The following is a 23,707-nucleotide window of genomic DNA, read 5'->3' as shown; positions in this document are numbered from 1 at the left end:
AATTAATGTAGTGGGACTTGGGGTGACTGGCAAGTCTTTTTTTATGCACCTATCAAATAAAGTGCAGGACTTTGCATTTTTCTCTTGCAAAGGTCTGCACTTCTATTTTGCAATACACAGGAATTACGGAAATGATTGATATTAATAGGAAATAAAGGTATTCTCCCTCTGGAATACTTAAAAAAAGAAAGAAAAAGAAAGAAGAAACTACTAAATTTAAAAAACAATAGGGGATAATATTTACTGTTTTAGATAATTCTTCATTGAATATTTTCAATTTTATTCTCCTTTTTAACTGCTGTTGTTTATTTAAATATAGCTAATAATAGTTCCACTGTTTTCTAAATCCAAAAAACCCTAATATTACCATTTTCTTTTATTATACTATAATTGCTAATTAATTTTTTAAAAAGTAAATATATTATCAAACTCTTTATATATTGAGTGCGTAGAATATCTTGTGTAAATGGATAAATAGAAAAGGAATTTTGTCATTTGAAACTATTCTTGTTCCTCTTAGGCAAAAAAGAGGGGATTAATGTGATGCAATATTTTTTAAATCAACTACAGAAACAGTGTATTTCAAGAAGGATTCCTATCTAAGACTGCCGAAGCAGTACCTACTCATGTAATTTAATAGTAAAGAAAAGTAGGTGAAAAAATGCTACCAACACAAAGTATTCTAGCTACTTGGGAGAAGTTTATCGACTTCCCTATGGAAACACTAACAAAAGTCTGGATATATAACGAAGGAAGATATAAAAAACAACGAGATGTCTCTCTCATGCGGGAACATAGACAACAGTATGGAATAACGGGTAACTGTTTTGACCTTGCTATTTGGTTGTTAGATGAATTTAAAAAAGATGGAGTTGATGCTTATCCTATTGGTCATAGTTTGAAAAAAGAAGCTGCCCATGTAGCTGTAGTAGCAATTAGTGAAAATGGTCATCGTTTCTTGTGTGATTTAGGAGACCAATGGTTAAATCCAATTTTAATAGATACACATAGTGAAGATTTTGTTAATGAGCAATTGAGTGGCTTTTTCCCAGCTGCAAAGGTACAGGTGAAAAATTATGAACATAACACGGAAATACTTTATTATCGACCAAACGGAAAGATTTCTAGACAAATTTATAATACGCTGCCAATAGAAATGGATGATTTTTTGCAGGCTGCTGAGTATTCCCAAAGCCTAATTAATCCAAAACCCTTAGTAGAATGTAGAATACCTTACAAAAATGAGATTGCTCATTGGGAATTTTACAATTGGGAGAGTTTTTTAAGTACAAGCGAAGGCTTATTTATTGAACCGAAATTAGAAAGTTTAGAAGAGATGGTAGAGAAAATATACCAAAAGACAAAATATGATAAAAAAATGTTGCTGAATGTATTGGAGAAATATAAAAATTTTCAGAGTAAGGCATAGATCATATAAACTGATGTAATAAAAGAAAACCTATATTGCCTTGAATTTCAAGATTATGACGAATGTACTAAAATTAACGGGTAGCGATACTTCAATAAAGAGGTATCGTATTTTTTGTTGAACAAAAGCGGAAGGACAGCCTAATAAGAAATCTTATAAAAATATAAGATTTTTAGCGACATATGTTTTTGTGGACTATTTTTAACGCTAAGTATTAAATTTACCTAAAATAATCAATATTTCGCTTTGAAAAGTGATTCGATCATTCTTTTTTGAAATTACCATATATTTGTAAAAAAAGAATTGATAATAATTTTATAATAAATTATCTTTATTACATCAATATTGATCAATCATTTTGACGAAAGGAATGAATTGATATATTTGACGTCAATGTGTCAATCCGAAAATATAAAAATGAATAATAATCCTATTTGGAACTTTGAAGATTTAATAAAAAAAGATTATTCCAATATAGCAGGCATTGCGATTATAAAAGATGAACATTTGATTTATGAAAAATATTTTGATGGTTACACGAAAGCGGATGGATTGCATATAGCATCTGTAACAAAAAGTATTACATCAGCTCTTATTGGTATTGCAATAGATAAAGGATATATTAAAAATATAGAACAGAAAGTATTAGAATTTTTTCCGGATTACACAGTAAAGCGTGGCGAAAAAACAATCCAAAATATCACCATAAAAAATTTAATGACAATGACTGCACCATATAAATACAAGTCTGAGCCATATACAAAGATTTATACAAGTGATGATTGGGTAAAAGCTACATTGGATTTGCTAGGGGGAAAAGGTGGTATTGGAGAGTTTAAATACACTACCGTTGGGACACATGTTTTGTCAGGTGTTCTTGCAAATGCAACTGGTCAATCTGTGATTGATTTTGCTACAGAGAACTTATTTAAACCTCTTGGAATCAATGCTCCTAACCATGTATTTATACAAAATAAAGAAGCCTATTTAGCTTTTCTTAAGGATAAATATGTAACTGGTTGGATAGTAGACCCTAAAGGTATAAATACCGCCGGCTGGGGGCTTACTTTAACGCCACGGGATATGGCAAAAATAGGTCAGTTATATTTAAGTGGCGGGTTATGGAACGGTAATCAAATTCTATCTTCTAAATGGATAGAGGAAAGCACAAAGGAAAAAAGTCGATGGGGAGAGTTGTCATATGGTTACTTGTGGTGGATTGTTGATGATTGCTATGCAGCTTTAGGTGATGGTGGAAATGTAATTTTCATAAACCCTAAAAAGGAAATGGTCGTTGCGATTGCATCTCGCTTTATGCCACGAGCAAAGGATCGAATTGAATTGATTAGAAAGCATATTATGCCATTGTTCGGATAGAGTCAAGAGATTGCGAAAACTGTCGGGTGCGATGCTTCTATAAAGAGGTATCGCATTTATTATTCAACTAACTAAAGACAAGTGCAGAAATTAAAAATAAGAGATACAAGCAAGATAGAGGAGGTAACTAAGTGGAGAAAGATAAGTTCCATCGTGCATTTGGTGTGTATGGTCTTTACTTTAAAGATGGAAAACTCTTAGTGATAAATAAAAATGGAGGTCCATACATAAATCGTTTTGACCTTCCAGGGGGAAGTCTTGAGGAATCCGAAAGCCTAACAAATGCCATGAAAAGGGAATTTCTTGAAGAGACAGGGTTTGAGATAGAAGTAGTCAGGAATTTAGGTGTTACCGACTTTATGTTGCCGTGGGATTGGGAACAATATAGTCACGTTCATCATATTGCAGTGTATTATTTAGTTGATAGAATCGGTGGACAGATTGTTAATCCTAAACAATTTGATGGACAAGATTCACTTGGTGCTTTCTGGGTTTCGGAGAGTGAAGTAACTTTAAATAATGCTTCTCCATTGGTGCTTAAAGCTTTTGAATGGTTAAAAAATGGTGACTTAGGCTTAGATGTAGAGTGCTATGAACATTGGGAAGTAAAAAAATAATGTTGTTAAACTGGGTTCTATACTTCAATAAAGGCATCGCGTTAATGAGGTGAAGACAGTGAATCAAGTCGGAAGATATGCAACAAGTGAAAACGTTGATGATGTTGAACTGATGAAAATGGTCATGGAGCTAACTGAGAAGGATAAAATGGTTATGTGGTCTGAAGGCTATATCGATCAAGTGATTGATAAGCTCCCAGTGTTTGCCCGGGACATTTTAGAGAACCGGAAGCAAAATTGGGAGAATACGATGGCATTTTATCAAAAACAACTTAATGACATTGTAGAAAATGACGAGTTTAAGAAACAATTTATCGGGGAGCGCAAGGCGTTTGCTCTTTTTGTTATGGAGCACTATCCCGAGTATCAATCATTATTGTTTGCCTATTATGATGGAAAACTGAAAGTTTGTTTACCGGCGAAGATTCAGTACGAGGAAAAAATACTTGCATTAAGTAGTTAGATTAATCAGATTATAGGGCTTGCATTCTGTTTCTATTATCATTACAATAAAAGTAACTTTTTATGGAAACGGAGGTGTAAAGAGATGGAGAGTTCTATGTTTGTACGTGTACAGTGGTTAAAGGTCCTTTATTTGTGCCGTGCAATTTTTCATGATGCAGTTTTCCAAGGGGGTAGTCTGCCCTTTTTTAGAAAAATTGCATAATGAACTAGAACGAAACACATCTCTTTACCCAAATTAAAAAAGGTAGTAAGGGAGTGCTTTGATGCACTCTTTTTTCATGCTTTTTTTACTGCGGTATCTTTAGATGCACGCAGTTTTTTTATTTGGTAAAGCGAGTGTTCATGAAAAAGGAGAAGAACATGATCGTATGTAGTGTTAATCATATAGCAAAATCATTTGGCGGAAATCTTATTTTTAAGGATTTATCGTTCGAAATACATGAAGGCAGCCGCATTGGGTTAGTTGGGAGAAACGGCAGTGGGAAAACCACTTTATTACGACTGATTGCTAATCAAGATACGGTAGATGAGGGGGCTATTCATTGGAAAAAAGGGTTAAGAATAGGATATCTAGCACAAATACCTGCTGATTATCAAAACTTAATCGTAAAGGATGTTTTAAAAACAGCCTTTGAACAATTAGTTTCAACTGAATCAAAGTTAAGAAAATTGGAAGTGGAAATGGGTCAGGAAATCGCTCCAAGAGATTTACAAAAATTAATGGAGCAATACGGCAAGCTCCAGGATGATTTTATTTTAAATGGCGGTTATGAAATGGATACTCAAATGGAGCGTGTCGCCAATGGGTTGAAGATCACTGAACTACTCGATAAACCATTTTCCCTATTAAGTGGGGGAGAAAAAACGAAAGTAGGCCTCGCATTAAGCTTGCTAAAGAAACCAGACCTTTTACTGCTGGATGAACCGACGAACCATTTGGATTTGATGGCAATTGAGTGGTTAGCTCAGTTTTTAGAGGAATATAATGGGACGATTATCTTAATATCACATGACCGTTATTTCTTGGATGAGGTCGTGACAAAGGTATTAGACATGGAAGATGGTGAAATTGACCTTTATCATACGAACTTCAGCGGCTATGTAAAGGAAAAAGAAGAAAGACTTTTAAGAGAATTTCAGGAGTATCAAGAGCAGCAGCGTAAAATGAAAAAAATGAAGGAAGCGATTAAACGTCTGCGCGATTGGGCGAATCGTTCAAACCCGCCAAGTGCCGCTCTTCATAAGCGCGCCACCAACATGCAGCGTGCACTCGATCGAATGGAAAAGCTTGAACGACCAAAAATCGAAGTTAAAAAGATGGGGATAGATTTTGAGGCGAATGACCGCAGCGGAAAAGATGTCATAGTGCTTAAAGGTGTTTCGAAAGGCTTTGGTAGTCGTTCCTTGTTTGAAAATGTGAATATGCTTGTTCAATACAAAGATCGAGCTGCAATCGTTGGTGAAAACGGTACTGGAAAGTCGACTCTTTTAAAGCTAATTCTCCAAGAATATGAACCAGACAATGGAATGGTGAAGGTTGGAAGTAATGTAAAAGTCGGTTATTTATCACAACATGTTTTTCATAACATCGGTGATGAAAAACTGATTGATGTGTTTCGTTCAGAAGTATCCGTGAATGAAGGGGAAGCAAGACATATCTTAGCTAAGTTCTTGTTTTACGGTCCAGCCGTTTTTCGAAAGGTCAATCAGCTAAGCGGTGGTGAGCGGATGCGTCTGCGCCTCGCACAGCTGATGTACCAGGACATTAATCTGCTCATTCTAGATGAACCGACGAACCATTTGGACATAGATTCCTGTGAGGTATTGGAAGAGGCATTGGAGGACTTTAACGGTACAATCCTTGCCGTTTCCCATGACCGTTATTTCCTAAATAAATTGTTTACGAAAATTTATTGGCTAAAAAATGGTACTGTCCATTTCTTTGACGGAAATTATGATTGGGCAAGGGAGAAATTAAAGATAATACCACCAGTGGAAAAACCTGTACAGGTGAAGGTTAGTCCAGAAAAACCGAAAAAAACAAACAAAAACATGAACCTTGATGACATTGAAATAAGGTTAGAAGAACTTGAAGAACAAATTCATTTGCTAAAAAAAGTAATGGAAAACGAGACGGATGTCGAAATAATTCAAGGGCATTTTATTAAATTAGAGGAAATGGAGCTTGAAAGGGAGCAACTATATAAACTGTTAGATGAAGTCGTCTAGTGTTTACTTAGCTTCACACTCCGTAGATTGTAAAGATGATATAGGTAAACGCACAATTGCGTTGAGGGAATGACAGTCGTAAGAGATAGCTCTTTTGATATGATTTATTATCGCCTCTATTTAGATGCTTATGGTTGGGAATATTGGCATAATTGAATACAAGAAAGCTGCATTGTTTTATCAACCAGCTAGGGAAGAATGGGGAATCTCTATAATATGGGGAAAAAGCATTGCTCCGTTTAGAAAGATTATGTAATTTTTATGAAAAGAAAAGCCGACAATAGTGATTGTGCATTTTGAAAAAATTGACAGATGAAGGACACCTTAAAGCATTATTTTACAGATAAAACAATCTTTAGTGAACATTGAAATATGAGGGTTTAAGATAGGTTTTGAGGAACTTTTCAGAGTTTCTTTAAAAATAGCTACCATAATTGGTGGCTATTTTTAATAATTATCTGAATTTTTCGTTTTCAATTATAAGTTTTTATGATTAAATGAGGACAGAAAAGAGAGAGGATGAAGCAAATGACGCAATTTACAAATGTCAACATCAATACAAAGGCAAATATTTATTTTGATGGAAAGGTAACAAGTAGAACGGTAGAATTTCAAGATGGAACACGAAAAACTTTAGGAATCATGCTTCCTGGTGAATACAAATTCTCAACATCTCAAAAGGAAGAAATGGATATCCAAGCAGGTATTCTCGAATATAAAGTAAATGGACAGGAATGGAAGAAAATCGAAAATAGTGGAGTGTTTTATGTGCCTGCAAATGAAAGCTTTCTTTTAAAGGTTTATTCTGTTGTCGATTATTGTTGTTCGTATCTGACAGAAGAGGATTGAATTGATTATATATAAATAAAGTAGGAGGAGAGGACCTAATAGCTTTTGGTTTTCTCCTTTTATTTTTATCAATAAATACTACCAAGTTTTGATGTTTTTGATTTAACATTACTTAGTCATTAAAGGTATATCGATAAAATCTTCTTAGACTTGTCTTTTTATTAAAAAGGGATTATTAAAGAGAAAACGGGCATTTGAAATGCTAATTCATACTTGACGCATCGGAATTGTTAGGTATATGATAAATATATAGGAAAGTGCGATTGTTTTATAGAAGGTTCTATTCCAAAGTGATGGGTTTCTAAATTCAGATCTTATAATCATGTTACATGAAGCAAAATGATTAAAGGAGTGTTTCATATGAGAAATAGCATAGAAAAAAGAAGACAAAAACTTATAAATAAACTTGTGATGTTTAATATATATAAAATTGATGGTAAACAGCTTTATGAAGTATCACTCTCATCATTACAAGCAGAATATAAAAAAATCCAAAAGCAATTTCATCCACATGGTGAATTTGATTCCATTCGCTGGACGTAAACAGAAAATATAGAGGGGCGGTTCTTCAACATTCATTGTTGGAAGAAAAGGACCTTCCCTCTGTTTCCTCTTTCAAAAATTAGTGAAATAGTTTATATTTGGACTAATCAATAAAAACAATGGAGGAATTTCCTATGACCGAGAATCACCAATCAGAAGCACCAAAAAAGAAAATTAGTCTGCAAGAGGCGATTAAACAGCAGCTTGAAAACAAGAAGAAACAGGCCCAGTCCCAGTCCGGCAAAGGCAAAATGAATGCCGACCTTTCACCAAAGAAAATGAAAAGCCAACAAACGAAGAAAACAAGCAATACGAGAAGAAAAATGGGTGTCTAATGAATGGACAAAATCGGAAGGATATCATACCTGGCATCACGGTTGATATTGTGTTAAAAAAGGACCAAAAAACAGGAAAGCTTACTAGAGGCATCGTGAAAGATGTTCTAACAAACTCAGCCACACATCCCCATGGCATCAAAGTAAGACTAACTGATGGGCAGATTGGGCGAGTAAAGGAAATTCACTCTTAATATTTCAGTTGCATTCGGGGACAGTCCCCCGAATGCTTTTTTACTTTAACTACAGAAGATTTCACTCGAAAAACAGCGTTTTCTTAAGGGGATTTTTACAAACTAGCAACTATAGTAGAGGTGAATCCCCTCTTAATGCTTTATTAAGTTAACGTGATGGGGGACTGTCCCCACTATTTTTTGTTATAATTTGTACTAGGTAACTACTTGAAACGAAGAGATAAGGTGATGACATGCTACCCGAAGTGAAGATTTCTGTACGTGCATTAGTTGAATATGTTTATCGGAGTGGGAGTATTGATAATAAATTTCGAACGGCTACAACACTTACAGAAGGGACCAAGGCTCATAAGGTTATTCAAAGTACGTATCAGGAAACCGATCAGAAGGAAGTGTTTCTAAAGACTGAATTGGAGTATAAAGAGATGATATTCATCGTTGAAGGCCGCTGTGACGGGTTAATTGTTCGTTATGATGAATTACTTATCGATGAAATTAAGTCAACCTCTAGGGATTTAGCTGAAATAAAGGAAGATTCCAACCCTGTACACTGGGCACAAGCGAAGGTTTATGCTTATATGTATGCAAAAGACCATGACCTAGAAGAAATGAGTGTTCAACTAACATATATTCATGTCGTCACAGAAGAGCAAAAGAAATTTCTAAAACGTTTTTCATTTCAGGAGCTTAAGCTGTTTGTAGACGAGCTAGTGCATGACTATTACCCTTACGCATCCCTCATGAATGAGCATCACATACGTCGAGATCAAAGTATCCAAGACCTACAATTCCCATTTGAGGCCTATCGAGAGGGCCAACGAAAGCTTGCTGGTGCGATTTATAAAACAATCGCAGAGGAAAAAAATATTTTTGCAAATGCACCTACTGGAATTGGAAAAACGATTTCGACGATATTCCCAACAGTTAAAGCGATGGGGGAAGGAAAGCTAGAACGAATGTTTTATCTAACGGCGAAAACGATTACAAGGCAGACGGCTGAAGAGGCTTTTTCACTAATGAAAAACAAAGGTCTTTGTATGAGTGCAGTAACGATAACGGCTAAAGATAAAATATGTTTTAAAGAAGAAACAATTTGTCAGAAGGAGTATTGCGAGTTTGCGAATGGCTATTATGACCGTGTTAATGAAGCGTTTTTAGACATATTTTCGAACGAAACGTTCATCAATCGAACAATAATCGAGAAATATGCAAGAAAGCATACGCTTTGTCCTTTTGAATTTTCCTTGGATTTAGCTTTTGTTGCGGATGCGATTATTTGTGATTACAACTATATTTTTGATCCGAAGGTATCGCTGAAACGATTTTTCGATGAACATAAGCGACAGTCTGCATTACTAATTGATGAAGCCCATAATCTTGTTGACCGTGCGCGTGAGATGTTTTCAGCACAATTACAAAAATCAAGTTTTCTTACCATAAAGCGTGAATATAAGGGAACCAATTTGTATGAATCGGCAAATAAACTTAATAAATACTTTATTGAACTAAAGAAAAAGTGCTTAGAGAAAGGGCATTTAGTACTTAAGGAGCTACAAGAGGATTTAATTGAAATGCTCGAGCAATTTGTTTATAGTGCTGAGATCGAGTTACTACAGCAAACGAAATCAACTGATCAAGCATTGTTACTTGACACATATTTTGCAGCAACGGGATTTTGTCGAATCGCAAAGCTTTATGATGAGCGGTATGTGACATATGTCGAAGCTGAGAAGAACGAAGTCCATATTAAAATGTTTTGCTTAGATCCATCTTTTCTTTTGCGACAAACTAGTAAAAAGTTCCGAGCGACAGTTTATTTTTCTGCGACTCTATTACCACTCCAGTATTTTATGAATATGCTAGGTGGCACACCAGAGGATTATACACTTTCAGTCCCATCACCATTTTCCAAAGAACAAACAGAGGTATTCATTCAACCATTATCAACTAGATATCATGACAGAGAGAATACGAAAAAACAGATTATTGAAATGCTTTCAACCCTTGTAAGAGAGCGAGGTGGAAATTATTTCATCTTCTTTCCTTCCTATCTATATATGAAAAGTGTCTATGAAGATTTTTTATTTAACTTTCCGGAAATTCGGACCATTATTCAAAATCATCGGATGAGTGAGGAGGAGCGGGAACAATTTTTAGAGGAGTTTAAAGCGGGTAATCATGATGCTTTCATTGGCTTTGCTGTATTAGGCGGTATTTTCTCAGAAGGTGTTGACATAAAAGGAGACAGGCTAAACGGAGTGATTGTTGTTGGAGTAGGCTTGCCACAACTCTCCCTGGAACGAAATATTATGAAGGACTACTTTCAAGCTACGGGGAAAAATGGCTATGATTACGCATATACCTTTCCAGGAATAAACAAGGTCCTCCAAGCAGGAGGGCGCTTAATCCGATCCGAGACAGATTCGGGTGTGATTGTCCTAGTTGATGACCGTTTTTTAATGGAGAAATATCAGAGATTATTGCCGAATGAATGGAGAGATTTTCAAAATCGATAACCTTTAAATGTTAATTTTACTACAAAGGTTAACTACTTAACTATAATAATGAATTCTTTCTTCTCTTTTCATTATTTGATAAAGTTTAATTTATTATGTACTTGTGGGGGAAGAGTATGCGTTATGATTATGAACAAATAGACTATCAAGTGGACTTACCAATTAATATTTTCACTCATACTTTAGAACGGTTTCCATATCATTGGCATGAGGATATTGAGATTCTTTTTGTCCTTAAAGGTGCATTAGAAGTAAGAGTGAACCGAGACAGCTATATGGTTGAAGAAGGGGAAATGTTCCTTGTAAATAGCAATGAACTTCATTTTATAAATACAAGAACAGCATTTGGAAAAACTCAAGTGTTGGCACTTCAAATTCAAAGTGAATACTTAAAGAAACATCGTATTAATATTGAGAACAAAAGATTCTATTTAAATTCAAGTGAAGTTGGAACGGTAAATTTACGAATTGTAAATGAAATGAAGTATATCCTTGCGAAAATGATGGATTTAATTCTGAACAGACAAAACTTATATGATTTAAAAATAGAAAAGCACTTACTAGACTTAGTTGTTATTCTTTTGGAGCATTTTGAGGTACCAAAACGAGAAAACGAACATCATGATATAGATAATGACCAAAGGCTATTAGAAATACTTAAGTATATGAACAATCATTGTACAGACACAGACTTTGGTTTGCAGGATATCGCTAAAGAATTTTCTTTAAATCCACAATACTTGTCCCGTTATTTTAAAGCAAAAGTAGGTATTTCATTTAAAAAGAAATTAGATAGTATGCGCTTGAACAAATCTTTAATGACATTACAAACGACAGATGAAAAGATAACGGATATCGTATTTAAATACGGTTTCCCTGACAGCAAAGCCTATTACCGAGTCTTTAAAGAATTGATGGGAATGACACCTTCCGAGTATCGTGAACAATATTTAATAGAAGTAGAGCAAAATGTTCCGAAGGATTATTTAAGTATTAATAGTCGAGAATCACTAAAAAGTTTATTTAAATATTTGGAACGTAAACAGCCAAGCAATGAAGAAATAATCGTAGATAAGCAATATGATATGAACCTCGCCGGAGATACAGAGCCTATAAGGCAATCCTTTAAAAAATTGACTACTTTCGGCTATGCTCCACATGCTTTAAGAAAGGAATTTTATGATCAGCTCAAGCTTGTTCAAAAGGAAATTGGCTTTGAGTTCATTAGATTTCATGGGATTTTTTCAGATGATTTACTCGTTTACAATGAGCAAGTAGACGGATCTTACTTCTTTAATTTTAACCATATAGACTCGTTATTAGATATTCTGCTTGCAAATAAGATAAAGCCATTCATTGAAATCGGGTTTATGCCAAAAGATTTAGCTAGTACATCAGATACAATTTTTAGGTGGAACGCTCACGTTTCGCCACCTAAAGACATCAATCGCTGGATAGAGTTGTTGGAAGCATTTATTAGGCATTTAATTAACCGTTATGGACTTGAGGAAGTAAGAAGTTGGTATTTTGAATTTTGGAATGAACCAGAAGTTAAATATTTTTGGTCTGGAACAAGAGAGGAATTCATTGCATTGTTTGCGATGAGCTATCGTTGTATAAAGAAAATTGATTCTGAGTTAAAAATAGGTGGCTTTGGAAATATTGACTTTTTGTCAAATATGTCTTGGTTAGAAGATTTTAGCAAATACCTTGTAAAAGAAAATGTTGAGTTGGATTTTTACTCTTTTCATGTTTACAATCTTACAAAAGAAATAAAAGAAACAAGAAATCCGATTAATGATTTTGGTAATGTTTATCTAACAGGGGATATTATTAAAAAGCTAAAAGAGTCAGGAAATACATCGTTTGGTGATGAACACAATTTTACTTACAGAATTGACACGATCAAAAATATAATGAAAGGTTACCCTCAGCTTAGTAAAGAGCTATGGATAACTGAATGGAATGCTAGTGTTAATAGTAGAGATTTAGTTCATGATACATGTTATATGGCTTCTTTTATTGTGAAGAATGTTATTGAAAACTATTGGAAAGTAGAAGGAATGGGATATTGGACAATTACAGATATATTTGAAGAATTTAATTTTGAGCAGCCTTTATTTCACGGTGGCTTCGGTTTAATGACATTTAACGGAATAAAAAAAGCTAGTTACAATGCATACTATTTTTTAAGTAAGCTTGGGACAGAACTGGTATTAAAAGAAGATGATGTATTTGTTACAAAAAAAGGTGAGGACTACCAGATATTAATTTATAATTATAACCATCCAAATAAACTTTATAGTTCATTTGATTTTTCACAGTTGTCTATGACGAATCGATACTCAATTTTTGAGAATAAGTCAAAAAAATCTTACCAATTAAATATCAATGGTATCCAAGGCGAATATACGATGAAAAAACAATATGTGAATAGACAACAAGGCTCTTCATTTGACGCTTGGGTAGACATTGGAGCACCAAGTAACATTGACAAAGACACGATATTGTTTCTAAAAGGAAAGGCAGAACCAGGTGTGAAATTTCAAGAAATCAGTGTTCAAAGTGGCTACAGTCTTCAAACCGTTCTACTACCTCATGAGATACAGTTGATTGAACTTAAAAAAAGGTATTAAATATTAACATTTGTCACTTTTATATAAACGAAAATGTTTTATTGAATAGTTAATAGTTATCAAAGTTTATATCAAACTAAAAAACCAAGGTATTCCCTTTTTTGACAAGGCGAGTATCTTGTTTTTTTTATGTAGTCAAAAATCGGAATACAATTTCTATGTTATTGGAATGTAGTAAATGAAAAATAAAATTATAGTAGAGTTACAATTTAGCAGGAAGAAAGCGCCATCATATATAGAATGATACTATTTCTGCTTGTTGGATAAAAGAATGCACTTGCAATTATTGGTTGCTGTGTATGATGACATTTAATAATAGGTTGAAATGTTAGGGGGAATCATTATGTCTGATTACTTTAAAAAGAGAAAGAGTAAGAAACAAGAAATCGTGCAACGAGTAAGAGAAGATAAGGCAAAGCGTAAAAAAAGAAAGCGGGAAATTGCCGCTATGCCGGAAGCTGAACGAAAGGCTGCAATTGTAAGCGATAAGCAATTGCGAAAGGAACAGAAACAACAAAGAAAAGAAGAATTGAAATCGTTAAGTCGTAAAGAAAGAAGAGCAACGAAAAAAGAAGCAAAAATGTACAAAAAAATCAAAAATAGACCAAGGCGTATCGCAGGCTGGTCTGTAGTTGCTTTGCTGGTCCTTACTGTCGGTGTAACGGTAGGTCCGACACTTTCAAGTATAGCCGCAAATGTGACGGGTAAACATGTTGTGATAAATACGACAAGTAAAGAAGGTATCAAAGCAAGAGAAGCGGCTGATGCGATTGCAGAAGAAATTGCCAATGAAGGATTAGTATTATTGAAAAATGAAAACGATTCACTTCCACTAGCAAATAAAAAAATAAATGTATTTGGTTCTACAGCATTTAGCTTTAAATATGGTGGTGGTGGTTCTGGTGCTTCAGACCAAACTCGTGCGATCGATTTATTTGATGCGCTTAAGAATGCTGGGATTGAATACAATCAGGAATTATATGATTACTATGCGGGATTGCCAGAATTAGAAGAAGCAACAGGTAGAGCTGATACAGGTTTGGTTCAAGTCATGAAAGGAATGCTTGGTGGTGAGGAGGCATCTGGTGAACCAGGTGTTTCAGACGCTGTACTTGCTCAAGCGAAAGAGTACTCTGATAATGCAATGATCATTATTCAAAGTGAAGGGGTAGAAGCATCAGATTTAAGTACTGATAAATTGAAGGTAACAGATAAAATGCTTGATTTGATTAAAAAAGTAGCTGATAACTTTAGTAATGTGACGCTTGTCGTGAATGCTGGTAATACGTTTGAATTAGGATTTGTTGAGGACTACCCAAGTATTCGATCTGTTCTCTGGGTTGGAACACCTGGACCTTTTGGAACAAATGCACTTGCAAAAGTATTATCTGGAGAATTAAATCCTTCTGGACGCATTACTGATACGTATGTCTACGATGTTGAATCTTCACCAGCGAGTGAGAATTTCGGAGACTATCAATATGAGAATCTAGATAAAGCTTACATTAACTATGAAGAAGGAATTTATGTAGGGTATAGATTCTATGAAACATACTATCAAGGAAATGAAGAGGGATACAAAAAAGCAGTTCAATATCCTTTTGGTTCTGGTTTAAGTTATACAACATTTGATTGGAATGTCGTTGAACATCAATTTACTAATGATTCGATCGAATTAAAAGTAGAAGTAAAAAATACTGGTGATGTAGCTGGGAAAGATGTCGTTCAAGTGTACTACACTGCTCCATACACACCTGGTGGAATTGAAAAATCTGCAATTAACTTAGCAACATTCGCCAAAACAAAATCCCTGGAACCAGGAGAGTCTGAAACGTTAACAATTACGTACGATACAAGAGATATGGCTTCATATGATATGGAAAATGAGAACTATATTTTAGAAAAAGGAACATACGAAATTAAACTTGGCAAAAACGTTCATGATATTGACAGTACACTGAACTTTGAGTTACCGGAAGATATTATCTATAACACAGACGCTGATACAGGAACAGAGTACAAAAATCGTTTTAATCAATCAGAAAACGAATTAACCGTTCTTTCGCGTAACGATTGGGAAGGAACATACCCATCGGATCAAGATGATGCAAAAGTTGCCTCAGATCTCGTTATCGAAAGAGTTCAAGAGCACGAATTTAATGATGATGTGGACATGCCTATCACAGGTGCTGACAATGGACTTAAATTAGAAGATTTAAAAGGATTAGATTTTGATGATCCTAAGTGGGATAAATTCTTAGACCAATTAACTGTTGATCAAATGATAGATTATGTATCAAACGGTGCCTATCATACGGAAGGAATTGAAGAGCTAGGTATTCCGAATACAGTACTCTTGGATGGACCTGCTGGATTTAATTTCTTCTTTAAGAAGTTTGAAGCGGGTGCTTACCCTACTGAAATCGTCATTGCAGCAACTTGGAATAAAGAATTAGCCTACGAGATGGGTGAAGTAGTTGGAAAAGAAGCGAAAGCATACGGCATTCATGGTTGGTACGCTCCAGCTCTTAATGTTCACCGAACAGCACAAGGTGGAAGAAACTTTGAGTATATGTCTGAAGACCCTGTATTAAACGGGATGATTGGTGCGAATTTGTCAAAAGGTGCGGAGGATCAAGGGGTTATCGTGTTCATGAAACACTTCATCATGAATGAGCAAGAAACAAATGCACGCTCTGGGATTCTAGTATGGTCTAATGAACAAGCGATGCGAGAAATTCACCTTCGTCCTTTTGAAATAGCTGTAAAAGAAGCCGATGTAACGGGTGCAATGTCTAGTTTCTCTTACATCGATGGAAAATGGGCAAATCCAGAATTATTAAATGGAATACTAAGAGATGAGTGGGGATTTGAAGGTGTGGTATCTTCCGATGCAGTATTCAATTTTATGGAACCGCAAAAAGCAATTACATCTGGAAATGATTTAATGTTAGATATTTTATCGGTTCCAAACACCAAAAAAAGTATAGAAGAAGCATATGATGAGCATCCAGAAGCGATTACAGTAGGTCTGCGAAATAGCATGCATAATTCGTTATATGCAACCTTGAAAACGTATCTATTTAACTAGAAATATTATTTTGATATAGAAAAGCGAAGGCGGACTATGTCCGCTTTCTAACTATTTATAAAGTGTGGCGGTGTAAGAATGAAACATAAAGACTTAATACAACAAATGACACTAGAAGAAAAAGCTTCTCTTATGTCAGGACAAAACTTTTGGAATACGAAAGCAATTGAAAGACTTGGAATTCCATCGATTATGCTAACGGACGGACCACATGGACTTCGTAAACAAGGCGGGAAAGCGGATCACCTTGGATTAAATAAAAGCTTACCAGCAACTTGTTACCCAACAGCAGCAACGTTAGCAAATAGTTGGGATAAGTCACTTTTATATAATGTAGGACAAGATATTGGGAAGGAAGCCCGTAGTGAGGGAGTAAGTGTATTACTTGGACCAGGTCTAAATATTAAAAGGAATCCATTATGTGGACGTAATTTCGAATATTTCTCAGAAGACCCTTATCTAACTGGGGAACTAGCAACTGAAATGGTAAAAGGAATTCAGTCTAATGGGATTTCAGCTTGCCCTAAGCATTATGCTGTTAATAGTCAGGAACATATGCGAATGACAATTGATGAAATTGTAGATGAACGTTCACTTAGAGAAATTTATTTACTAGGATTTGAAAAGGTCGTAAAGAATAGTAAACCTCTTACGATGATGTCTTCTTATAATAAGGTAAATGGTGAATTTGCAAATGAAAATCAACATCTAGCGAATGACATTTTGTATTCAGAATGGGGATTTGACGGTGTTATAGTAACTGACTGGGGTGGAAATAATGACCGTGTTGATGGGTTAAAAGCTCATAATCAGTTAGAAATGCCATCTACTAATGGAATTACAGATCAAGAAATTGTCAATGCGATAAAAGAAGGAACATTAGATGAATCAATATTAGATGAAGCTGTCGATCAATTGCTTTCGCTAGTAGTTAAAGTACGTTTGGATGATAAAGAATCTGTAAAAGTAGATTATGAAGAGCACTACAAGAAGGCAGTTGAAGCTGCTCGTCAATCTATCGTACTACTTAAGAATGAAAATAGGATTCTTCCACTTAAAGCGGGAACAAAAGTAGCAGTTATAGGTGACTTTGCAAAAAATCCAAGATATCAAGGAGCAGGGAGTTCCTTAATTAACCCTTATAAATTAAGTAATCCACTTGATAGCTTACAAAATTCTTCTTTAACTATTACAGGCTATGCACAAGGCTTTAAGCGAATGGGCGGTAAAAGCAGTAAACTTTTGACAGAGGCAACAAGTCTCGCACAATCTGCTGAAGCAGTGCTTTTATTTATTGGACTTGATGAAAGTAGAGAAGCAGAAGGTGTAGATAGAGAAGATTTAAAGCTAGCTCAAAATCAGTTAGAACTTGTTGAAGCTGTAGCAAAGGTAAATGAAAATGTTATTGTTGTTTTATCTGGTGGTGGAGCGATTGAATTACCATTTGCAGATCATGTAAAAGGAATTATCCACACATATCTTTCTGGACAAGGTGGGGGGGAAGCGATCGCTGATATATTACTTGGTAAACATAATCCAAGTGGTAAATTAAGTGAAACACTCCCAATTCAGTATACTGATGTTCCATCCTCAGCATACTACCCTGGACAGCAAGCAACAAGTGAGCATAAAGAGGGCTTATTCATCGGATATAGATACTATGAAACGGCAAAAGTACCAGTGCTTTATCCATTTGGCTATGGGCTATCTTATACTACTTTTGAATATAGTAATATGATGATAGATGGCTTAACTGTAGGTTTTGATATAACAAATACAGGTGAAGTTGCTGGAGCTGAAATTGCTCAATTGTATATTGAAATGGTAGATTCAAAGATTTTCCGTGCGAAAAAAGAATTGAAAGGCTTTGATAAGGTCTACTTGGAACCAGGTGAAACGAAGCGAGTGACACTAACGTTAACAAAACGAGATTTCTCTTACTATAATCCTGAAATAAACGATTGGGAGATAGAATCAGGATTTTATAAAATTCAAATAGGCAGTTCCATTCAAGCGATTCATTTGGAGGAAACGATTGAAATGGGTGGCGTTTCTCCATCTGTTTTCTTAAAGGATGAATATCCACACTACGCTGTGGCAAATGTGAAGCAAATCCCTGATTCAGAATTTGAAAAAATATTAGGTAGAAAGCTTCCACCTAAAAAATGGGACCATCGTGAAGATTTAGGAATGAATGACACCATTAATCAAGCACAGTATAAAAACTGGATCGGAAAACTTCTCTATAAATGTATTATGTTTTTCCATCATTTCTATAAAAAGATTGGAAAACCGTTAAAAGCAAATAACGTCTACTTTATTATCAACATGCCATTTAGACAGATTGACCGCTTTACGGGTGGGAAAGTAAGTAAAAAGAATGTTGAGCTATTTTTATGGTGGATTAATCGATAAGTAACATAGAAACGAGATAATCCCTTCCACCTAAGCATTCATGTTTTTGGTGGAAGAGATTTATTCATCATGTTTTACTTTCCTGAATTATTCTAAAAGGAATGCAATTCAATGATTTTTTAAGTGGTAAAACAAAGACTATTAAAAAACATAGAATGAGGATAACGCATGTACAATGAGAAAATAACGAAGAAAGTCAATTTACGAAGTAGTTTAATTGTGAAGGTTATACTTGGAGTAGTCTTTAGTTTAATGATTACTTCGCTAATCTCTGAGGTATTGATTAAAGTATACTTACCAAATTTTATACACGGTAATGTTGGGCTTATTGTAAGTAATCTTATTTCTTTTATCCTTACAACTTTCGCTATTGTTTTAGTTGTAAGGATTTTAGTGATTAACAAAATTAATAGATTATCAAGTGCAATCAAACAAGCATCACAAGGAGATTTAACTGTTCAGGTTGATAACAATACCAATGACGAAATTGGACGTTTAATAAAATCGTTTAATAGTATGACAAGCAACTTAAATTCAGCAATTAAAAAAGCAAATGATACAACTACACACGTTTCGACACACTCTGAGGAGTTAAAAAGTAGTACTGAACAATCAAGCGAAGCAGTTAATCTAATTTCAAACGCTGTTCAAGAAATTGCCTCAAGCTCAGAAGAACAAGTAAATAAAATTTCAGAATTAGAACACTTAGCACAAATAGTGGTGAGTGAAATGGATAACGTTACAGATTCAATTCAATCCGTTAATCGACTAGTGAGTGAAACAAATGATCAAGCGAATTCGGGAATTGAGTTAATTGAAAATACCATCTCTAAAATGAATTTAACACAGACAGCTGTTAATGAATCGTCGGCAATTATTAATTCGCTTGGTGATAAATCGAAGAAAATTAGTCAAATAGTTTCACTTATTACATCGATTGCTGAACAAACCAATCTTCTCGCTTTAAATGCGTCTATAGAAGCTTCACGTGCTGGTGAAGCAGGTAAAGGTTTTTCTGTCGTAGCGGATGAGGTGCGAAATTTGGCAGAGGAATCAAGAGAGGCGGCTGCTAGCATTAGTAAGCTGATAACAGAAATCCAAAAGGAAACGGTTAATGCAGTAAGTTCAATTAAAAATGGAACAACGATCGTTGAAGAAGGAACGAATATGATGAATAAAAGTGGTCAAGCCTTTCACCTTATAGGAGAATATGTTCAACAGATAAGTATTCAGTCCAAAAATGTCATTAGTAGGACATTAGAAGTGAATGAGAAAGCTAAAACGACTAGAGAAATCATTGGAGTTATTACGAGTGGTACAGAACAAGTTTCATCAAGCTTACAAAATGTTGCAGCATCCGTAGAAGAACAATCCGCTTCTAATGAAGAAATTGCCTCTTCTGCAGAACTACTAAGTAGTGTGGCCATTGAATTGAAAAATGAAATGGATACGTTTATCGTCAAATAACGATGTGTATTGTATTACTATACTTTGAATGAAGGTTACGTGTATTTAGAATAAGCTCTTAGTGAAGATTAGCAATCATTTTTAATCGAATAGCATAGGGTTGGTTTTCTTGCTTTAAAAATGCAGAAAAACCGATCCTGTGCTTTTTTTACTTTTATACAAAACACACGCTACTCTTTCATCAATTCTCTCTATATAACATATGAGATAACATTTCTATGAAGAAAGGGTAGTGATGAAAATGGCAAAATATCGAGTGATATGGACAAATTTATGGAACGATCCGATTGTATTAGAAGAAATGACTCCTGAGGATAAGTTATTTTATGTTTATCTTCTAACGGGTCCATGTACGACACAAACTGGTATTTATCGTATAACGAAAAAACAAATTGCGTTTGAATTAGGATACTCAATTGATAGTGTTCAATTGTTAATGGAACGATTCATCCATCATTATAAGCTCATTCGCTACAATCCTGAAACAAGAGAACTTGCGATTAAAAACTGGGGCAAAGAAAACCTACATAAATGCGGAAAGGCTGTGATGGATTGCATAACGAAGGAATTAAAGGATGTCAAGGACATCTCGCTTATTCAATATGTGGCAGAATCAATAGAAAAAGAAGAGATACGCAATATATATGATTCGTTTTGTGAGCCTGAAGAATCTCTTAACGAAGAGGACAACCAAAATGAAGAAAATATCTTTGAAGAGTCAGAATGTGAAGATCCTGAAGAGGCTTCTTTACAACTTTTTACGATACGTGGGGAAAAAGAAAAACAAAAAGAAAATAAAAAAGAAAATAAAAAAGAAAAACAACAACAAAAAGAAAAACAAAAAGCACCTGCGCCAACTATAGAGAAGGAGCAGGATTTAGATACCACTCCAAGCATAGTGGTTCAAGGGCATACCGTACAAACAGATGATGTGAAGGAAATTATTGAGTTTTGGGACAAAAATGGATTTGGTCTTTCAAACCTAAATGCAAAAGAGCAGTTGTTGTTGTGGTTAACTAATTCTAGCTTTTTACAGCCAAAAGCTGTGATTTTAAAGGCGATGGAAATAGCCTGTGCTAATAATAAGCGAAGGCTAAACTATGTAGCTGGGATCCTTAGGAACTGGGAGAATGAGTCGTTGCTGACTGTTGAAGAAATTGATCTCAACCAAGAAAACGAACGTTCTCTCCAAAAATTCAAGCAATCTACAAATTCTTTTCCTGCTGGACGAGCGATTCCTAGTGGTTTTGTGCTTGACATAACGGCTGGTGAAGAGGAATGAGCATTTGCCGAAGAAGCGTTCTTAGGAACCATGATGAAGGAAGAGAAGCAACTTAACGATACTGTCATTCAACCTGATTATCTGGAAAGTACATGACATAGATAAATCGTGCGGAGAATGGTGGTATTATGTGGTTCTGGTAAAAATAATGTTCTGGAGCACATTGTCAATCTACCAGATTTTGATTCGTTAGGGGATAGTCATACCTTCGGATTATCAGGGCATTCATAGATTGGCAATATCTCTCATATATTTACAGACAAAAATACTATAGCAATAAATATGTGAGTTAGTAGCCTTAAAGATTCTCAGATCATTTTAAAAGAAAACTAGACATTATCAGAACATGAAATTCCTAAGCGTATGCCCTAAACTAACATTAATAAAATCGCTACCGTAACTAAATTTACGAAATTCCAATTCGTCCAATAGCATCTTATAGGGGATGTGTCCATCATGTGTATTGAGGGAGAAAGAGTGTGGTTACGATATGATTTGGCTCATTTATGAACTAGAAGCAAATAAATTCAAAAGGGCTAGAGGATAGGGAAGAACGTCTGCTTTTTCGTTACGCATTAAAGGAGGTGACATTATTTGTAATCTATTGTTACTTGTTCACGAAGATAAGTATTCATTGAACTATTTTAATGCAAGGAAAGGGGAGAAATCATGTTGAAAAAGATCGGGAGTTTGTTTGTGTTCGGTTGTATCGTTTTTGCATTGTTTTTGACAAATGCTGTTTATGCTGAAGAAGGGACAGGCTCGACAAGCTATTATATTTCTCCGACTGGTAATGATAGCAATCCAGGAACGAAAAGTGCGCCTTTCAAAAGCATGATGAAAGCACAAGAAGTAGCCTCCTCAGGGGATACCGTTTATATACGGGGAGGGGTTTATGATGAGTTTGAAATTGCAAAAACGGATAGTAATTATAATTATGTCCATGTGATGACGAAGAGTGGAATAACCTATGAGGCATATCCTGGAGAACGGCCTGTCTTTGATTTTAAACATGTGCCAACGAATTTACGTGTGGCAGCCTTTTACGTTGAGGATCGTGTAACAGATATCACATTTAAGGGATTTGATGTGGTAGGGGTTAAAGTAGGGAATCAAAAGCAATCTGAAGCGTTTCGAATTAGGGGTGAAGCCAATTTCGAAAATATGGCTGCACATGATAATGAAGCAAATGGTTTCTACTATACTGGAAGAGGGACAGGTATTGTATTAAATTCTGATGCTTATAACAACATTGGACCAACTGACATATCAGCTGGAAATACAGATGGTTTTGGTGTTCATGGAGGTCCAGTTTCCTTCTTTAACTCCAGGGCATGGAATAATAGTGATGATGGATTTGACAGTATTAGTTCAACTGGGGCAGTTGTTTATGACCATTGTTGGGCTTTCAATAATAGGGGTAATCAGAACGGGATAGGTGACAAAAATGGCTTTAAGGTCGGTGGATATTCGTATCGAACATCTGGTCTGCCAGATCCAATACCAGTTCATACTGTTAGATATTCTTTAGCCGTTAATAACGGAGCTAACGGCTTTTATGCGAATCATCAGCCAGGAAAAGCAGCTAATTGGATAAATAACACAGCCTATAATAATGGTTTATCCTATGGTGCTAACTTCAATATGCTTGAGCGTGTTAGTCCGACTAGTGTGGAAGACATCCCTGGTTATAGAGAAGTTTTACACAATAACATTGCATATATCGGGACAACCATTTTAAATGATAATCATCAGCCAGAAAATGTAGCGAATAATTCTTGGACAACTTATGGTGGGATTAAGATCAATACGACTGATTTTTATAGTCTTGATGTAAGCCAATTATCTGCACCTAGAAAGCCTGATGGCAGTTTACCTGATGTAACCTTTATGCGTCCTATAACAACTAGTCCACTTTACAAATATAAGTTAGGCTACCTCGCTGACCAAAAAGATCCTTTTTTATCTTTACAGGATCTCGTGACTACATTTACCGATGACGGCACAATCGATCATGTTGGAATTGCGAACAGCCTCCAAAAGAAACTAAAAAATCGCAATCTATCTTCTTTTATCCATCAGATTAAGGCTCAAGCAGGAAAACAGATAAAGAAGGAAGCAGCAAATATTCTTATTCGAGAGGCGAATACATGGAATTCGTTAATAACTAAATAAGGATTGGATATGTAACAGACACACCTACTACTATAGTGGGTGTTTTTTAAGGGTGCAATAATCAGTGGCTTTGCACGCTTTGAAAAG

17 protein-coding genes are annotated in these 23,707 nt (G+C 35.2%); all 17 read left to right on the top strand.

Going from position 1 to position 23,707, the window contains the following annotated elements; all coding sequences use genetic code 11:
• Positions 1–661 precede the first annotated feature (661 nt).
• A complete protein-coding gene (locus tag ACTJJ9_RS10850; RefSeq protein WP_145582137.1) occupies positions 662–1,429 on the top strand; it encodes a hypothetical protein in 768 nt (255 codons plus the stop codon).
• 417 nt (positions 1,430–1,846) lie between these two features.
• A complete protein-coding gene (locus ACTJJ9_RS10845; RefSeq protein WP_255451895.1) occupies positions 1,847–2,806 on the top strand; it encodes a serine hydrolase domain-containing protein in 960 nt (319 codons plus the stop codon).
• Positions 2,807–2,937: 131 nt separating this feature from the next.
• A complete protein-coding gene (locus tag ACTJJ9_RS10840) occupies positions 2,938–3,423 on the top strand; it encodes an NUDIX hydrolase (protein WP_145582138.1) in 486 nt (161 codons plus the stop codon).
• A gap of 58 nt (positions 3,424–3,481) precedes the next feature.
• The gene (locus ACTJJ9_RS10835; protein WP_255451896.1) at positions 3,482–3,886 is read left to right on the top strand and encodes a hypothetical protein; all 405 of its coding nucleotides are present in this window, start codon (positions 3,482–3,484) and stop codon (positions 3,884–3,886) included.
• 84 nt (positions 3,887–3,970) lie between these two features.
• Complete coding sequence (locus tag ACTJJ9_RS10830) at positions 3,971–4,090, top strand: RAxF-45 family protein (protein WP_095301931.1); 120 nt, start codon at positions 3,971–3,973, stop codon at positions 4,088–4,090.
• Between the two features lie 158 nt (positions 4,091–4,248).
• A complete protein-coding gene (abc-f, locus tag ACTJJ9_RS10825) occupies positions 4,249–6,117 on the top strand; it encodes a ribosomal protection-like ABC-F family protein (protein WP_145582139.1) in 1,869 nt (622 codons plus the stop codon).
• A 528-nt stretch (positions 6,118–6,645) separates the two neighbouring features.
• On the top strand, positions 6,646–6,966 hold the full coding sequence (locus ACTJJ9_RS10820) for a pyrimidine/purine nucleoside phosphorylase (RefSeq protein WP_145582140.1): 321 nt from the start codon (positions 6,646–6,648) through the stop codon (positions 6,964–6,966).
• Positions 6,967–7,326: 360 nt separating this feature from the next.
• Positions 7,327–7,509 carry a Fur-regulated basic protein FbpA gene (locus ACTJJ9_RS10815; RefSeq protein WP_145582141.1) on the top strand — a complete coding sequence of 61 codons (183 nt, stop codon included), beginning with the start codon at positions 7,327–7,329 and terminating at the stop codon, positions 7,507–7,509.
• 134 nt (positions 7,510–7,643) lie between these two features.
• On the top strand, positions 7,644–7,844 hold the full coding sequence (locus ACTJJ9_RS10810) for a hypothetical protein (RefSeq protein WP_145582142.1): 201 nt from the start codon (positions 7,644–7,646) through the stop codon (positions 7,842–7,844).
• Positions 7,844–8,038 (top strand): YwbE family protein, encoded by a 195-nt coding sequence (locus tag ACTJJ9_RS10805; RefSeq protein WP_145582143.1) that lies wholly within the window; start codon positions 7,844–7,846, stop codon positions 8,036–8,038. Before ACTJJ9_RS10810 ends, ACTJJ9_RS10805 begins: the two co-directional genes overlap by 1 nt.
• 233 nt (positions 8,039–8,271) lie before the next feature.
• The gene (locus ACTJJ9_RS10800; protein WP_145582144.1) at positions 8,272–10,554 is read left to right on the top strand and encodes an ATP-dependent DNA helicase; all 2,283 of its coding nucleotides are present in this window, start codon (positions 8,272–8,274) and stop codon (positions 10,552–10,554) included.
• 116 nt (positions 10,555–10,670) lie between these two features.
• Complete coding sequence (locus ACTJJ9_RS10795) at positions 10,671–13,190, top strand: GH39 family glycosyl hydrolase (protein WP_170944427.1); 2,520 nt, start codon at positions 10,671–10,673, stop codon at positions 13,188–13,190.
• A gap of 343 nt (positions 13,191–13,533) precedes the next feature.
• On the top strand, positions 13,534–16,281 hold the full coding sequence (locus ACTJJ9_RS10790; protein ID WP_186324268.1) for a glycoside hydrolase family 3 protein: 2,748 nt from the start codon (positions 13,534–13,536) through the stop codon (positions 16,279–16,281).
• Between the two features lie 78 nt (positions 16,282–16,359).
• Entirely contained in the window at positions 16,360–18,696 is a 2,337-nt protein-coding gene (locus tag ACTJJ9_RS10785; RefSeq protein WP_145583588.1) for a glycoside hydrolase family 3 C-terminal domain-containing protein, read from the top strand.
• Positions 18,697–18,864: 168 nt separating this feature from the next.
• Positions 18,865–20,163, top strand: a complete 1,299-nt coding sequence (locus tag ACTJJ9_RS10780; protein ID WP_145583590.1) for a methyl-accepting chemotaxis protein — start codon at positions 18,865–18,867, stop codon at positions 20,161–20,163.
• Positions 20,164–20,404: 241 nt separating this feature from the next.
• Entirely contained in the window at positions 20,405–21,445 is a 1,041-nt protein-coding gene (locus tag ACTJJ9_RS10775; protein WP_255451975.1) for a DnaD domain protein, read from the top strand.
• 669 nt (positions 21,446–22,114) lie between these two features.
• On the top strand, positions 22,115–23,620 hold the full coding sequence (locus ACTJJ9_RS10770; protein WP_145583594.1) for a right-handed parallel beta-helix repeat-containing protein: 1,506 nt from the start codon (positions 22,115–22,117) through the stop codon (positions 23,618–23,620).
• The last annotated feature ends 87 nt before the right edge of the window (positions 23,621–23,707 follow it).

Source organism: Metabacillus sp. 22489 (assembly GCF_052044855.1).
GTDB lineage: Bacteria > Bacillota > Bacilli > Bacillales > Bacillaceae > Metabacillus > Metabacillus niabensis.
This window is presented reverse-complemented; position numbering and strand designations above follow the sequence as displayed.